Origin of the sequence: Leifsonia stereocauli (genome assembly GCF_038432415.1) — a bacterium.
Classification (GTDB): Bacteria; Actinomycetota; Actinomycetes; order Actinomycetales; family Microbacteriaceae; genus Orlajensenia; species Orlajensenia stereocauli.
On sequence record NZ_JBCAUN010000001.1, the window covers coordinates 1053084 to 1066768 of the forward strand.

The window sequence follows — 13685 nt, forward strand, 5'->3', positions numbered from 1 at the left end:
TCAAGCTCCTTCTGTATCGAGTACTCCATCAGCCTCGAGCGAGGCGATGATGGCCTGGATGGGGATGCGCCCGTTCGCGATCAGCTGTCCGCCGGCGCGACGCGCTGCTGAGGCGAAGGGCGCGGCCCAGAGATTCTCGTACACGAGGACCCCGGCGACACTGCCCGGCTCCATGGCGGCGGCGAGGTTCACGACGTCATCAGCGGCGAGGAGTTCTGCCAACTGCCCCTCGATGGCGACGAGGGCGCCGAGATCAGGGACGTCGGAGAGTTCCATCGCGTCGACCTCGCCGTCGGCGTCTTTCGTCAGGATGATCGCATCGATCACCCTGATGATGCCGGCGTCCACGAGCTTGACCAGCTCCTCCGCCATCTCCCCCGTGAAGTTCGCCTGACCGGCCGGGAACTCGATCACGTAGAAATCGACGGGGCCGAGTTCATTCAGATCCTCAGCAGGCATGTCGGGTGACTCCTTCACTTTTCGTTGACCATGTCGGGAACGGTGGTCCCCGGTTGATGTGGTTCAGCATGCTCTCGATCGATCTGGGCTACGTCATCCGATCAGGATGATTCGCTGACCGCAGGAGCGTCACCTGCCTGCCTCGCTGTCAGTGGGTGGCAGAGGGGGCGCCGGTCCGTCTGCGGAAGCCGGCGCCGCCGGCGCGACATGACGCGCTCTACGATCCGAGCGATCCTGCTGGATCTCGGCCTCCATGAGCTCGCGTGTTGCAGCGGTCGGTCCGAGAGCCGGCTGCCAGCGATGGGCGCCCGGGTCCGCGTCGATCAGTACGGCCTTCGCGAGGAGTGTCAGCGGGATGGCGAGGATCGCCCCGATCGGGCCGATGATCACCGCCCAGAACAGAACCGAGAAGAAGGTGACCGTCTGGCTCAACGAGACTGCCTGGCCGACGACGCGCGGCTGGATGATCGACTGGACCACGGCGTTGATGACCGCGTAGACCACCAGCACCGCGAGAGCCGTGCCCCATCCGCCCTCGAGGAACCCGAAGACGAGTGGCGGGATCAGCGCCAGGAAGTAGCCCACGTTGGGAATGAAGCTGCAGAGGAAGGCCAGGAGTCCCCAGAGCAGGGCGGCCGGAACGTTCAGGAGCGCCAGCGCGATGGCATCGAGAGTTCCCTGGGCGATGCCGAGCACCGTGGTCACCACCATGTAGCGGCGCACGTTCGACGCGTACTGTCCGAGAGCCGAGACGAGATCGGGGCTGGTCTCGCGCAGTTGGCCCAGGATGACTCGGGAGTAGACGGCATCCGCGGCCATGAGGATCATCATCGTGAGCACGATCACCAGCGCCGCGGTGAAATTCGCCAGCCCGCCGATGGCCGTCGTGAGCGATGCGATGACGTTCTGCGGATCGAGACTGTGGACGATGGACTCGACCTGCGCCTCTCCGAAGCCCAGGGATTCGAGCCACCCGGAGATGGCGGCTCCGATCGCAGCGAACTCCTCGGAGTAGGTCGGCAGCATCGCGGCGAACTGCCCCACGGCGACCACGATCGCGTATCCGAATGCGGCCAGGACGCCGAACACGACGATGATCACCGAACCCGTCGCCAGTCCCCGCGGAACCCCCCGGTCGATGAGCTTCGCGCGGACAGGGGCCGCACAGATGGTCAGGATCAGGGTGAGCAGCGTCGGTGCGAGAATGCCCCGGATGCCGCTGATACCGATCGCCGTGATCGTCGCGGCCGCCAATCCCACGAGGATGATCGTCGCGCGCGGGTACCTTTTCATGGCGCAACGTTAGGGCGCCAGACGCACGACGCGCGTCACCCTCAGGGGATGATCCCGCTCGCCTGGCGGCACGTCGCACGGGCGGACCGCGGCGTCCGCGGATCATCCCATTCGGATGATGCATCGTCCACCAGTGCGCGACACGATGAACTCTCCATCATGACGCGAAGGGACCCGGATGGAATCGAGTGCGACCATTCAGATCGTCGGGGAGATCGTCGACATTCTCGGTGTCGCCGCCATCGTCATCGGCGTGGTGTACGCCATCCTCGACGCCGGCATCCGGGGGCTCCGGCGACTCAGCCCGGTGTACACCCGATTCCGTCGCGTGCTCGGACGGGCCATCCTGCTCGGCCTCGAGCTGCTGGTCGCAGCTGACATCATCAAGACCGTGGCCGTGGAACCCACCCTCGAATCGGTCTCTGTGCTCGCACTCATCGTGCTCATCCGAACCTTCCTCAGTTGGTCCCTGGAACTCGAGATCTCGGGACGATGGCCGTGGCAGAAGAAGGGCGTTTCGTCCACGGAATCGGCCGTGGAGTCCTGACCCGGCCAGGTCGACTGCGGCGGGAATGCGGTGCCCGCGATCAGGCGTTGCCTGTTCCCGAACCGCGGTCGACCTCATCCCAACGGGGTGATGCGGCCCGGTTTCACCCGGCGTAGCCTCCGCAAGCAGACGCCTCATCGACGAAACGGAGCGGCATGTTCATCTGGGACTTCGTCAGTTGGTTCTTCGGCTTCTTCGTCACCTTCTCGTGCCTGATCCTCTTCTTCGTCGTCTTCGTCGACGTCTTCCGGGACGAGACCCTCGAGGGATGGGCGAAAGCCCTCTGGGTGCTGTTCCTCGTGTTCGTCCCCTTCCTCAGCACGGTGGTCTACCTGATCGTTCGGCGCAAGAGCATGGCCATGCGCCAAGGTCGTGGAGAGGAAGTCGTTCACGACGACTTCGACTTCGTGAGGCCCTAGGTTCGAACCCCTCGCCGACGCGCGATGTCGGTGGTGCGTGCGACGATCCCCGAAACGGACGATCGGCGGGAGGCAGGAGTGCGAGGCGAGGCGACGGTACTGCACGCCGATCTCGACGCCTTCTACGCCTCGGTCGAACAGCGTGATGCGCCCGAGCTGCGCGGTCGGCCCGTCATCGTCGGCGGCGGTGTCGTGCTTGCTGCAAGTTACGAGGCGAAGGCCCGCGGAGTGCGCACCGCCATGGGCGGGCGCCAGGCACGCGAGCTGTGCCCGGATGCCGTCGTCGTGCCACCGCGAATGGACGCCTACTCCGAGGCCAGCCGAGACGTGTTCGCGATCTTCCGCGATACGACGCCGCTCGTGGAGGGACTGTCCATCGATGAGGCGTTCCTGGAGGTCGGTGGTCTCCGACGCATCGCGGGCACGCCCGAGCAGGTTGCGGTGCGCCTCCGGGAGCGAGTTCGTGAGGAGGCCGGACTGGCGATCTCGGTCGGAGTCGCGCGCACGAAGTACCTCGCCAAAGTCGCCAGCGCGGTCAGCAAGCCCGACGGGCTGCTCGTGGTCGAACCTGACCGGGAGGAGGCATTCCTGCTCCCGCTGCCGGTCGAACGGTTGTGGGGAGTCGGTGCGGTCACCGCCGAGAAGCTGCACCGACTCGGCATCTCCACCGTGGGGCAGCTGGCTGAGCTCGAGGCCGCGACCGCCGAGAGGTTGCTGGGCAAGGCGACCGGCGCACACCTCCACGCGCTGGCCCGCCTGCGAGACCCGCGCCCCGTCGACACCACGCGTCGCCGTTCTTCCATCGGTTCCCAACGCGCGCTCGGCAGCCATCCGCGCTCCGTCGACGAACTCGACGTCATCCTCAGTCAGATCGTCGATCGGCTCGCCCGCCGCCTGCGCGACGGCGATCGCGTCTGCCGCACCGTGGTGCTGCGGCTTCGCTACGGTGATTTCGTGAAGGCCACCCGATCGCGCACAGTGGGCGCGGCATCCGACCGCACCGCAGTGCTCCTCGCCGTCGCGCGAGAGCTGCTTGCCTCCGCGCAACCCGAGATCGCAGAGCGCGGCATCACCCTCATCGGCGTCTCACTTTCGCAGCTGGCACACGTCGGCAGCCTCCAGCCGGAGCTGCCGATCGACTGGAACGACAAAGCGCGCCTCGACACAGTGCTCGACGCGGTACGCGATCGCTTCGGCGCGACATCGGTCGCCCGAGCCACGCAACTCGATCGCGATCCGGGCTGGTCGACGCCGCTGCTACCTGAACACGAGTGACCACTTCTCGGATCAGTCCTGCAGCGGTACGCTCCGAATCAGTCAGTGCGGTCGCGGCCGATCGCACCGGATCAATCGGAGGTCTTGGTGAGTCAGTCGACGTCGCTCTCTCGCATCGTGCGCAACCCGATCGCGGATGCCGAGGCGCGTGAATCCGCGGCCCTCCTCGTCGGGGCCGTCGGCTTCGTCATAGGGGTGGTTCCGGCGCTCCTCGTCTTCTGGGACAGGGAGGTACCCATCTCCGGGCGCGGATCCCTCGGAGACTTCGCGGCGGTCGGGTCGGCCATCACGGCTCTCCTGGCCTTCCTCTACGGCGGAGTGCTGAGACGAGCGCAGCGCGGTTCTGCTCCCGGTTGGCGTCGGCTCCGCTGGTTCGATGTCGCCGCTTTATGCCTGGCGCACGCGATCATCGCCCTCCTCGGCTGGGTCGGCCTCGCCGCGGTGTTCAGCGCCGGCTTCGAGGGCGCACACCTTTACGCCGCGTCGGCTGCGGTCCTGGCCGGGGTGACCATGGCCATATCGGCCTACGCGGCGTTCCTCTCAGCTGTCAATCTCACTCCGATGCTGCTGTCGCTCGTGCTGGCCGTGTTCCTCGTCGTCGGCGCCCTGGCGAGCATGTTGAGCGCCAGCGATCCGCTCTGGTGGCAGAAGAACCTCAGCACTCTCGGCATCAGCGACGACATCTCCGCCCTCGCCTTCAACGTCACGCTCATCATCGCCGGCGTCATGGTGACCACGATCTCGCACTACGCGACGCTCGGGCTTCCGACGACGACACATGCCGAACTGCGCGGACGGAACCTGGTGCGGCTGGCGCTCATCCTCATGGGCATCCTCCTCGCCTGCGTGGGCATCTTCCCCGTCGACGAGAACCTGCAGATCCACAATCTCTCGGCAACGGGCATGGCGATCATCTACGTCGTCACTGTTCTCTCGCTGCGCGCGCTGGTCCGGTCGATGCCGCGGGTCTTCCTCCTGCTGGGATATGTCTTCGTGGGCGTGATCGTCGTGCTGGCGAGCTTCTTCGTCACCGGCTACTACAACCTGACCGCGGTCGAACTCGTCGCCTTCGTGCTCATCTTCGCCTGGGTCATCGTCTTCCTCCGCAGTACCGGCTCGATGGCACCGGTCGCGGCAGCAAATGACTCTCCGCTCGCGTCCGTCGATGACGATCTCCAGCCGGTGTAGTCGTCCGGCGCACGCTCAGGAGTCAGCAGGCTCACACCACCGCCTCAGGCCACAAAGCCGATCGCCGTCGTCTCTGCCGGAGTGCGCAGCCGGTCCTTCCCGCACCAGCGGTATTCTGGAGTGTCAGCGAAAGGTGTCGCAATGACCGATGACATGATCTGGCTTCCTCCCGCGTCGCTGGCCCGCCTGACTGAGGAACTTGCTCAGCTGGGGTCACGCTTCGACCCAGACCAGGACACCGTTGATCGGATGCGCGATCTCCGCCGGACTTTGCGGCGCGCTGAGGCGTCATCGAAGCCGGACGACGGCTTGGTGGAGCCTGGGATGAGAGTAACCGTGTTGGTTTCCGGTGACGCCGTACCTGCCGTGTTCCTCGTCGGTGAGCGCAAGCTGGCCGTGCTGGATCCCGCCGTCGCCCACGACGTGCTGTCTCCGTCGTCGCCGCTGGGTGCGGCGGTCATGGGGTCGCACCCGGGAGACACCGTTACCTACGTGACGCCGGCGGGCGAATCGCGCAGAGTCGAGGTCCTAGCGGCGGTGCCGTACAACCCGTGAAGGCGCTGGGGCTGTGCCCGCTCGCAGGCGATCGGCGAGTTGTATCGCTACGTGCCCGCCTGCTCGAACGGATGACCGGCCAGTTTCCCCAGCACGCCCTGCGTCACGAGTCGATGCGCTGACGTATGCGGCTTCCTGGCCGCCTGAGCGCTGACGTCTTCACCGAACTCAACGGCCAAGTCGAGGCGCGGATACGCGTCGAGGACCGCACTGACGTAGACCGTCGGGAGAGCGTCGGCGCGGGCACCGGCGATATCCAAGGCCGTCGCGCTCTCCAGCAGGTGCCCCTCCACGTCCATCGCCGGGTCGACGGACGGCCAGTTGTGCCGGACGATCACCTCGAGCGCGCGGCGGCGTCGGCCTTCTGACCATCCCGCTCCCGCCGTCAGCGCGACGGCAACGTGACCACCCGCCTCCTCATACGACAAGTTGACGTTGTCGAACGCCGGAACGAGGCCGATGTCGTGGAGCATGGCCGACACGAAGAGAAGCTCATGATCGATCTCGGTGCGGCCCTCGATCGTCGCGAAGGCCTCCGCCCATAGCCACGACCTCGTCACGTGGTTCACCATCGCCGGAGAATGATAGCTCGCAGCGATCGCCTGGGCCGCGCGAGCAGCCTGCGTCTCAGGCGGGGATTGATCTTCCAGGCGCATCGGTCATCCCTTCGGAGGTGTGATCGACTCGCGGACTTGGTCTGCGGGATCCAGATCGCCGAGCCGTCTGAACAGAGGATCACACGTGGCCGTCGAGGCTGCAAGGCTCTCGCGACTCGGGAGCAGTCGCCAGGTGCACCGGGCCACATGAGGCCCAAGGGGTTCTTTCAACGAAAGAACCCCTGAGAACTTGCAGTTCGTCAGGGGTTTTGGTGGATCTGAGGGGACTCGAACCCCTGACCCCCTGACAGACGTTGAAGTATGAGTCTGCGCCGTGTTTGGTTGTGGATGCGAGCAATTCTAGGCGAACGGCGCACCTCGCGTCGAAGTCACGTCTGGCGTTGGGTGTAGGTATTTCTGTATATCTGTGATCAAAAGAGCCCCAAAAGAGCCCCGTCCGTACAGAAACTGGCCGCGTGCCTTAAACCCGAAAAGTGTCATGAGATATCTCCTGCGTCGTTGCCCTCTGTCTGTGCTCGGCGTTCGATTCGAACGTCCGTGCGCGAGTGACCACAAAACGGCACATCTGACTGACATGCAGTCCGATAGGGTCGGCTCGACACGCAACGAACGGAGCCAAAAAATGGACTTGCCCCTCGGACTGGCGGGTGCGTTAGAAACCGGCAACGTCGTTCTTTTTGTCGGATCGGGACTCGGGCATTACATGTTCAACGCTGCGGGTGACAGCATGCCCGACGGCGCAGAATTGGCAGACCGTTTAGCGTCAAAGCTGAAGCTTGACGTCACCTCCGACACCTCGCTCGCGAAGGTTGCACAGCTTGCTGAAATTCGGGTCGGACGTAAACGGTTGGTTCGAGCTGTCGCCGAGCTACTGGAGGGTTACACGCCGAATGACGACATCCGCTGGCTATTCTCACTGACCTGGCGAGCCATCTACACAACGAATTACGACAACAACATCGAGCGCTGCTACGAGCTAAGCGCAGATGGCCTGCAAAACCCTGTGGTGATGTCGGCAAATTCGCAAGCGCGGAGTTGGCTGCCGACCCATGAGGTTCCTCTCGTGCACCTGCACGGATCACTTAGCGATGCGAGCGCCGAATCGATTCTGTTGACGCAGAAAGACTACGCAACCCATCGAGAGCAGCGCTCCATGTTGTTCAACTTGTTTCGCACTGAGTATCCGGATACCCCAATCCTCTACGTTGGCTATAGCAACGAAGATCCAAACTGGCTCGAAGTAACGACCGAGCTCCGGGCCCAGTTCGCGCCTGGGGTCCCTCCGCGTTCTTATCGCTTGGCTCCGACAACCGCTGACATTGACCGCGAAATCCTTGAGCACGACGGCATCGAGACGATAGACGGGACAGTAGCGGACCTTCGCGGCGCAGTCTTTGCCCGTTTCGGGGACCTACGCGTTCAGCCTGGCGGCCTTGACTCACTGAGAGCGCAGGTTCCAAGTCAACTACACGACGTATTCGATTCCCACCCTGCCCCGTTGGCCCGTTTGCTCGTCTCATGGGAGTACGTAAACCAAGCCGACTTCTCTGTTTCACCAAATACGGCCTCATTCCACCTTGGAAACCGACCCAACTGGGGCGTAATCGGTAAGGGCATAAACTTTGAGCGTGACATCGAAGGCGCCGTGCTCGACGACATCAGAGACTTCTACACATCCTCGCCGACCGGAGTGCGAATCGCGACCGTCTTAGGCTCGGCAGGCTACGGAGTATCGACACTTCTCCTCGCGGTTTCCGCCTGGTACGTGCGCGATCAGGCATCAACGGTACTCCTACTCAGGCCAGGTGCGGACATAATCAGCGGTGACGTAGAGTTTGCCGCGCAGCATCTTGCTGGCCCAGTGATCTTCGTGGTCGACAACGCGGCCGACCACCTCCAAACCCTCGTTACTGCCCGCCAAACCCTCAGGTCGCTACAACTTCCGGGGTATTTCCTTCTCGGCGAACGCCTCAACGAATGGCGCCGGAGCCATTCGTCAATCAGTACCGTGGAGTTCGGCATCGATCCGTTGTCGGATGCAGAGATTGAGCGTTTACTCGCATCCTTGGAAGGAGCATCCAGCCTTGGCAAGCTCGCTGAACTGACGCCGGCACTTCGCACGAGTGCGATTAAGACGAGGAACCAACAAGAGCTTCTGGTCACAATGCGAGAAGTGACCGAGGGAAAGTCGTTCGATGCCATCATCGAGGACGAGTTCCGAGCGCTCGGAGACGAGACGGCCAGCGACATATACGCGCTTGTCTGTGCGTTCTCTCGCGTACGGGCGTTGACACGAGACACGCTTGTCAGCGATGCTCTCGGTCTCGGCCACGCAACGATGTATCGAGTCCTCGCTGACTACCTCGAAGGAACGACGATATGGGAAACGGTCGACTACACGAGAGGTATTGAAGCACTTCGCGCTCGACACCAAATAATTGCGGAGATCGTTTGGGATCGATGTATCGATCGGGTCCGACGCGAGCGGATACTCATTGGCGCAGTCAAGGCTCTCAACCTGACGTACGGAGTTGATGCCAAAGCGTTCGAGCAGTTCACCCGTGACGACGCAGCAGTCGACAGCTTGCAATCGATGGAATCCAAAACCAAATTCTTCGAGGAAGCGTCTCGGAAGGCTCCCGGAAATCCCTTTGTGAAGCAACACTATGCACGAATGCTCCGTCGCGAAGGAAAGTTAGACCTTGCGTTGGCTCAGATCGACAGCGCCATTGTCTCGGCTCCACGCCAACGAAGTCTCCATCACACCCGTGGAGTCATTCTTCGCGATCTCGCGGTAGGGACAACCTCGCACGAACTGGCTCGAAGGTGGTTGACGCAGAGCGAGGCGGCCTTCGAATCCGCGATCGCCATGAATGCGCGCGACGAATACGGATATCAGTCGCTCGCAGAGCTCTATTTGGACTGGGCCCAGAGCATCGGGGACGCGACCGAAAGCGTCGACTATCTAAAGAAGTCTCAGGAAACCGTGCTCCGCGGACTCTCGAACGCGTCCATTCTGGAGGGCCTCTACATTGTCGAAAGCAAGATCCAGAAGGTGCTTGGGGACACCCCAGCCAGGATATCCGCACTCCGCACGGCACTTGAAGAGTCCCCGTCGAGCGCGATCGTGCGATTCATGCTCGGAGGTGCGCTCCGTGCAGACGGCCAGATCGCCGACGCCGAATCGGTCCTCCACGACGGTCTGGCGTTACACCCCGACGATCCCAAGTTGGCGATGTCGTACGCCCTCGTATTGCAGGATTCCGGTCGAGACTATGGCGCCTCTGTCGCAGCTATGCGGCTTGCGTCGTTGAGAGGTTCAAGAGACCCCGCATTTGTGGCTACCTACGGCGGGCTCTTGATGCTTGATGGGCAGTTTGATGACGCCGAGGCCGTGTGGCGCGGCGCTCAACAACGGGGCTTCTCACCCGTGGATCAGAAGCGCCCCTTCTACAAGCCTCGCCGAGAGGGCGCAATCTTGACTATAAAGGGGAGCGTGGAGACCTCCAATGCCACATATGCGTTCATCCGCACCGGCTTGCTCGGTGAAGTGTTTTGCCCTGGAAATCGGATCGGAGGCCGTCGCCTAGCGAAAGGACAGGAAGTGGAGTTCGAAGTCGGATTCAACGCGATGGGCCCGACCGTCTCAGCTTTGCTCTAAAGGAACCAGACCGGCTATGCGCCGATAACGCCTCATATGTCCAGAGAACATGAAGCACGCGCCGTGGTTCCCACGGATCGCAACCGGACTCGAACCAAGAACAAACGATGAGTCCTCTCGCCTTTTTCTGGTCGCACTGGTGGGGCAGAATCCGCGGATTTCCCCGGTTCTTTTCGCATCAGCGTATGACCTACTACGGACACGCGCTGATCCGGGGCCTCCGGCAGCCTTATCGGTGCGTTTTGGTCACGTCCATCGGGGAACGCAGGCCAGTTTCCCGTCATCGAGAAAGTCGACCGGGGCCGCATCAGACCCCCGCTTGCGTCTCGTCGGCGAAAACTTGAGTCTGGACAAGGCACAGGGGCGGTGATCATGATCGAACATGCACGAATCGGACGTGGCTCGCCAGCTTCTCGATAGCGCCGCATGGGATCAGCAGGCAGCTCACCGAATGCGGCTGGAGGTAGACATCGGCCGAGTTCGAGTCGAGATCCGCCGACTCATTCGCAGTCAATCGATCCGAACTTGTACCGAAGTGATAAGCGACATGCTCGCTTTCGTGCGACTGGCCACCGGCCAGCGGAGCGGCCCAACCGGCATGATGAACGCGAACTTGACCCCGCGTGAGCCGGGCAGCAGGACCGCATGAGTGCGATCTTCGTGACAGGCGCGACGGGACTGGTCGGTTCTGCCGTGACGAAGCATCTGCTCGACCGAGGCGAGACCGTCGTCGGTGCCGTGCGCAGCGACGCGGATGCTGCTCGCCTCCCCGACAGCGCGACAGCACGTCTGTTCGACTTCGCTGGGACCACCCAGCAACTGGATGCAGCCCTAGACGGGATCGATCGGGTCTTCCTCATGCGACCGCCCGCGATCGAAGATGTGCAGCGCTACCTGTTCCCATTCATTGACGCTTGCCTGAACCACGACATTCGACAGATCGTGTTCCTCTCATTGCAGGGGGTCCAAGGCAACCGGAAGACCCCGCACTACGCCGTCGAGCAGTACCTGAAGTTGACGGATGCCCCGTACACAAGCCTGCGCCCGAACTTCTTCATGCAGAACCTTTCGGGCACGTACGCCGACGAGATCCGCGAGCGCGGCGAGATCATCGTGCCAGCCGGCCGGGCCTTCACCGCCTTCATCGACGCCCGCGACATCGGCCGCGTCGCAGCCACGGTGCTCACCGAACCCGGACACGAGCGCAAGGCCTACACGCTCTCAGGCGAACAGTCGCTGCGCTACGCGCGGGTCGCAACGATCATGACCCGCGTCCTGGGCCGGCCGATCCGCTACACCCGGCCGAGCGAGAACGACTACCTCGCCCTCCTCGCCGACAAGGGCTACCCCGACGACTACATCGCCGTGCAGAAGATGATCTACCGCGTCGTGCGCCTCAACATCTCGGCCTTCCCCAACCGGATGATCCGCAAGCTCACCGGGAGACCGGCAACCAGGTTCGAGCAGTTCGTCCAGGACTACAGCGATTCCTGGCACGCGTAGCAGTCACGCCGGACCAGCCGCCCGCAAGTATCTGAGCAGACGGGACGAGCTCATGCCCGGGCACGATCCAGGTAGGTCCTCCCTCGATTCCACCGCAAGGCGCCGCAGCCCCTCGATGCCATTGCCGCCCGGCACCCCGCCAAGGCTGCCTGGCCGGTCTACCTTGATCTCATGACCAACGATCCCGCCCCCTTCAACGGCTGAGCCGCACCATACCTGGAGCCGCGTGCGCACCCACACCATAGTGATCGCTGCCGCCACACTCACCTGTGCGGCGGTAGTCGCTGCGATCATGGCGGCTTCACTGCTGGGCGATCGCACACCAGCGCCAGTCCAGACGATGGCGGCAACCCGCCCTGCTGAGCCAGTCCCGACCGCCGAGCCCGATCTCGGCAACGAGGCGGTCACCTCGATGTGGGTCTGGCACAACCCGATCGCCAGTGAGGATGACACGCGGGGCAAGGCGTACGAGCCGGCAAACGCGGAACGGCTGGCCAGCTTCGCGGAAACCAACGGACTGCACATCGTTCATCTGTCGGCTCCCTGGAAATCTGGCCAGGGATCTTTCGCCGACTGGCTCGACCAGAGCACCCGCGCGCTGGCCGATGAAGGAATCGAATCGAGCATGCTCGGCGGAGACCCCACGTGGGTGGATCATCCCGACTTCGCCGTGGAATGGATGAAGGACGCGACCGACGCCCGCGACGTCGCCCAGATCCAGCTCGACGTCGAACCCTGGACGACTCCAGCATGGGAGAGAGACAAGGAGGCGACCATCGTCAAGTGGCTCGCAGTGCTCGATGCGGTGAAGACGGAGCTGCCCCCGGGCGTTCGACTCGCCATCGACGCTCCGTGGTGGTTGGTGAACGAAGCCGCGCCGGGCGGTGGCAACACCCTGATGGATGCCGTCCTCGATCGCGTCGATCGAGTCGAAATCGTCGCGTTCTCCGACCACGCCGGTGGAGCCGAGGGCATCATCACCCTCGCCACCAGCGCGGTAGCCGCCGCCGCCAAGGCGAACGTTCCATTCGGAATCGGCGTTGAGACCGATTCACCGTCGGTCGCCGGCGGAGAGCAGTACACCTTCAGTGACGACGGCCCGACCGTGTTCGAGACCGAGATCAACTCGGTGGAACGGGCATTTGTCGAAGTGCCTGGTTACCAGGGCATCACCGTGCAGCGTTATCAAACCTGGCGCGAGCTGCACGACCTGTAGCGGCGTTGCCCTCGAAGGCTGCGGCGGCGGCCGGCGCAGCGGTTCGTCGTTCATGCCGTCGACGAGAAGGTGTGTCCCTCCGCGCCGCCGACTACCCCGTGGACGCGTGAACCTCGCGTGATCTGCGTAACGCGGTCGTCCCCTCGCCGAAAAGTTTGCTTGCCCAGATATGACAATTCCTTGAGTATGGAGAAGGGGGACAAAATTATGCGCTACCTCCCGCGTTTCCGGCACCGCCGCGGTGTGTGCCCGACCAGGAGAGGTACACATGTCCATCACTCAGAAGAATGGCAAGCGCCGCACGATTGTCGCGATCGCCCTCGGATCTATCGCCGTGCTCGGCTTCGGCGCCGCACTCACGACCGCAGCCTGGACCGACGACGTGTGGTTCAGTGCTGAGGCCGACACCGCCAGCATCGACCTCTACGGCGCCGTCGCCGATACCCAGCCCGCACTCGACGTCACGAACTGGGAGGATGCCGACACGGAACCGGACGCGATCACCATCCCGGTCGACTCCTTCGGTGACCTGATGCCCGGTGAGACGCGCTCGGTCCCGATCTGGCTCTGGAACGAGTCGACGACGGATCTTTCGGTCTCGCTTCCCTCCCTGAACCTCACCGGCGACCCGGTCTTCGATGGCAACGTGACCGACCCGTCGGCTCCCGCCTCGATCGGCGTGTACACGGATGCCGCCGGTACCACTCCGTACACGACGACGACCATTCCCGCGAACGGAACGGTCAACCTCTACGTGGTGGTGAGGACTCCGGAGTGGGTGTCGCCCGCCGACGATGGCATGCAGGGCGTGGCCTCGGACGGGGTCGCGATCCAGTTCGGCGGCACCACGATCTGACGTGACGGCGACAGAGCGGGCGAGACCGCCCGGGGGCACGGCCCCCGGGCACTTCGCGCGCCGCGCGAGAGGCTTCGCTGGACGCGCCGCCGGCCT

The 13685-nt window shown here is 63.6% G+C and carries 12 protein-coding genes; 9 read left to right on the plus strand and 3 right to left on the minus strand.

The features are described 5' to 3' along the window. Window positions 1-459, minus strand: coding sequence for a DUF6325 family protein (locus tag AADV74_RS05175; protein WP_342112426.1), 459 nt, complete (start codon window positions 457-459; stop codon window positions 1-3). Window positions 460-588: 129 nt separating this feature from the next. Further along, complete coding sequence (locus tag AADV74_RS05180; protein WP_342112427.1) at window positions 589-1752, minus strand: AI-2E family transporter; 1164 nt, start codon at window positions 1750-1752, stop codon at window positions 589-591. Between the two features lie 178 nt (window positions 1753-1930). Between AADV74_RS05180 and AADV74_RS05185 the strand changes: the two genes are divergently transcribed. The 5 genes from AADV74_RS05185 to AADV74_RS05205 all read left to right on the plus strand — a co-directional run bounded on the left by AADV74_RS05185 (window position 1931) and on the right by AADV74_RS05205 (window position 5736). Next, window positions 1931-2299, plus strand: a complete 369-nt coding sequence (locus tag AADV74_RS05185; RefSeq protein WP_342112428.1) for a DUF1622 domain-containing protein — start codon at window positions 1931-1933, stop codon at window positions 2297-2299. A gap of 155 nt (window positions 2300-2454) precedes the next feature. After that, window positions 2455-2718: a PLDc N-terminal domain-containing protein gene (locus tag AADV74_RS05190; RefSeq protein ID WP_342112429.1), complete on the plus strand. Its 264-nt coding sequence runs from the start codon at window positions 2455-2457 to the stop codon at window positions 2716-2718. Between the two features lie 78 nt (window positions 2719-2796). Next, window positions 2797-3993: a DNA polymerase IV gene (gene dinB, locus AADV74_RS05195; protein WP_342112430.1), complete on the plus strand. Its 1197-nt coding sequence runs from the start codon at window positions 2797-2799 to the stop codon at window positions 3991-3993. An 87-nt stretch (window positions 3994-4080) separates the two neighbouring features. Then, a complete protein-coding gene (locus tag AADV74_RS05200) occupies window positions 4081-5181 on the plus strand; it encodes a DUF998 domain-containing protein (RefSeq protein ID WP_342112431.1) in 1101 nt (366 codons plus the stop codon). A gap of 141 nt (window positions 5182-5322) precedes the next feature. Continuing rightward, window positions 5323-5736 carry a GreA/GreB family elongation factor gene (locus AADV74_RS05205; protein WP_342112432.1) on the plus strand — a complete coding sequence of 138 codons (414 nt, stop codon included), beginning with the start codon at window positions 5323-5325 and terminating at the stop codon, window positions 5734-5736. A 47-nt stretch (window positions 5737-5783) separates the two neighbouring features. Here AADV74_RS05205 and AADV74_RS05210 read toward each other — a convergent pair whose 3' ends face one another. Beyond that, window positions 5784-6392, minus strand: coding sequence for an HD domain-containing protein (locus AADV74_RS05210; RefSeq protein ID WP_342112433.1), 609 nt, complete (start codon window positions 6390-6392; stop codon window positions 5784-5786). A gap of 583 nt (window positions 6393-6975) precedes the next feature. On the opposite strand from AADV74_RS05210, the gene AADV74_RS05215 reads away from it, so the two are divergent. The 4 genes from AADV74_RS05215 to AADV74_RS05230 all read left to right on the plus strand — a co-directional run bounded on the left by AADV74_RS05215 (window position 6976) and on the right by AADV74_RS05230 (window position 13589). Further along, window positions 6976-10014, plus strand: a complete 3039-nt coding sequence (locus AADV74_RS05215) for a P-loop NTPase (RefSeq protein WP_342112434.1) — start codon at window positions 6976-6978, stop codon at window positions 10012-10014. A 645-nt stretch (window positions 10015-10659) separates the two neighbouring features. Further along, window positions 10660-11517, plus strand: a complete 858-nt coding sequence (locus tag AADV74_RS05220) for an SDR family oxidoreductase (protein WP_342112435.1) — start codon at window positions 10660-10662, stop codon at window positions 11515-11517. A 226-nt stretch (window positions 11518-11743) separates the two neighbouring features. After that, on the plus strand, window positions 11744-12733 hold the full coding sequence (locus tag AADV74_RS05225) for a hypothetical protein (protein ID WP_342112436.1): 990 nt from the start codon (window positions 11744-11746) through the stop codon (window positions 12731-12733). 268 nt (window positions 12734-13001) lie between these two features. Further along, window positions 13002-13589: a hypothetical protein gene (locus AADV74_RS05230; RefSeq protein WP_342112437.1), complete on the plus strand. Its 588-nt coding sequence runs from the start codon at window positions 13002-13004 to the stop codon at window positions 13587-13589. Window positions 13590-13685 lie beyond the last annotated feature (96 nt).

Excerpts from the sequence above, each read along its gene's own strand:
- AADV74_RS05210 (WP_342112433.1), bottom strand. The coding sequence starts at position 6,392 with ATGCGCCTGGAAGATCAATCCCCGCCTGAGACGCAGGCTGCTCGCGCG.
- AADV74_RS05185 (WP_342112428.1), top strand. The coding sequence starts at position 1,931 with ATGGAATCGAGTGCGACCATTCAGATCGTCGGGGAGATCGTCGACATT.
- AADV74_RS05190 (WP_342112429.1), top strand. The coding sequence starts at position 2,455 with ATGTTCATCTGGGACTTCGTCAGTTGGTTCTTCGGCTTCTTCGTCACC.
- AADV74_RS05220 (WP_342112435.1), top strand. The coding sequence starts at position 10,660 with ATGAGTGCGATCTTCGTGACAGGCGCGACGGGACTGGTCGGTTCTGCC.
- AADV74_RS05180 (WP_342112427.1), bottom strand. The coding sequence starts at position 1,752 with ATGAAAAGGTACCCGCGCGCGACGATCATCCTCGTGGGATTGGCGGCC.
- AADV74_RS05175 (WP_342112426.1), bottom strand. The coding sequence starts at position 459 with ATGCCTGCTGAGGATCTGAATGAACTCGGCCCCGTCGATTTCTACGTG.
- AADV74_RS05215 (WP_342112434.1), top strand. The coding sequence starts at position 6,976 with ATGGACTTGCCCCTCGGACTGGCGGGTGCGTTAGAAACCGGCAACGTC.
- AADV74_RS05230 (WP_342112437.1), top strand. The coding sequence starts at position 13,002 with ATGTCCATCACTCAGAAGAATGGCAAGCGCCGCACGATTGTCGCGATC.
- AADV74_RS05205 (WP_342112432.1), top strand. The coding sequence starts at position 5,323 with ATGACCGATGACATGATCTGGCTTCCTCCCGCGTCGCTGGCCCGCCTG.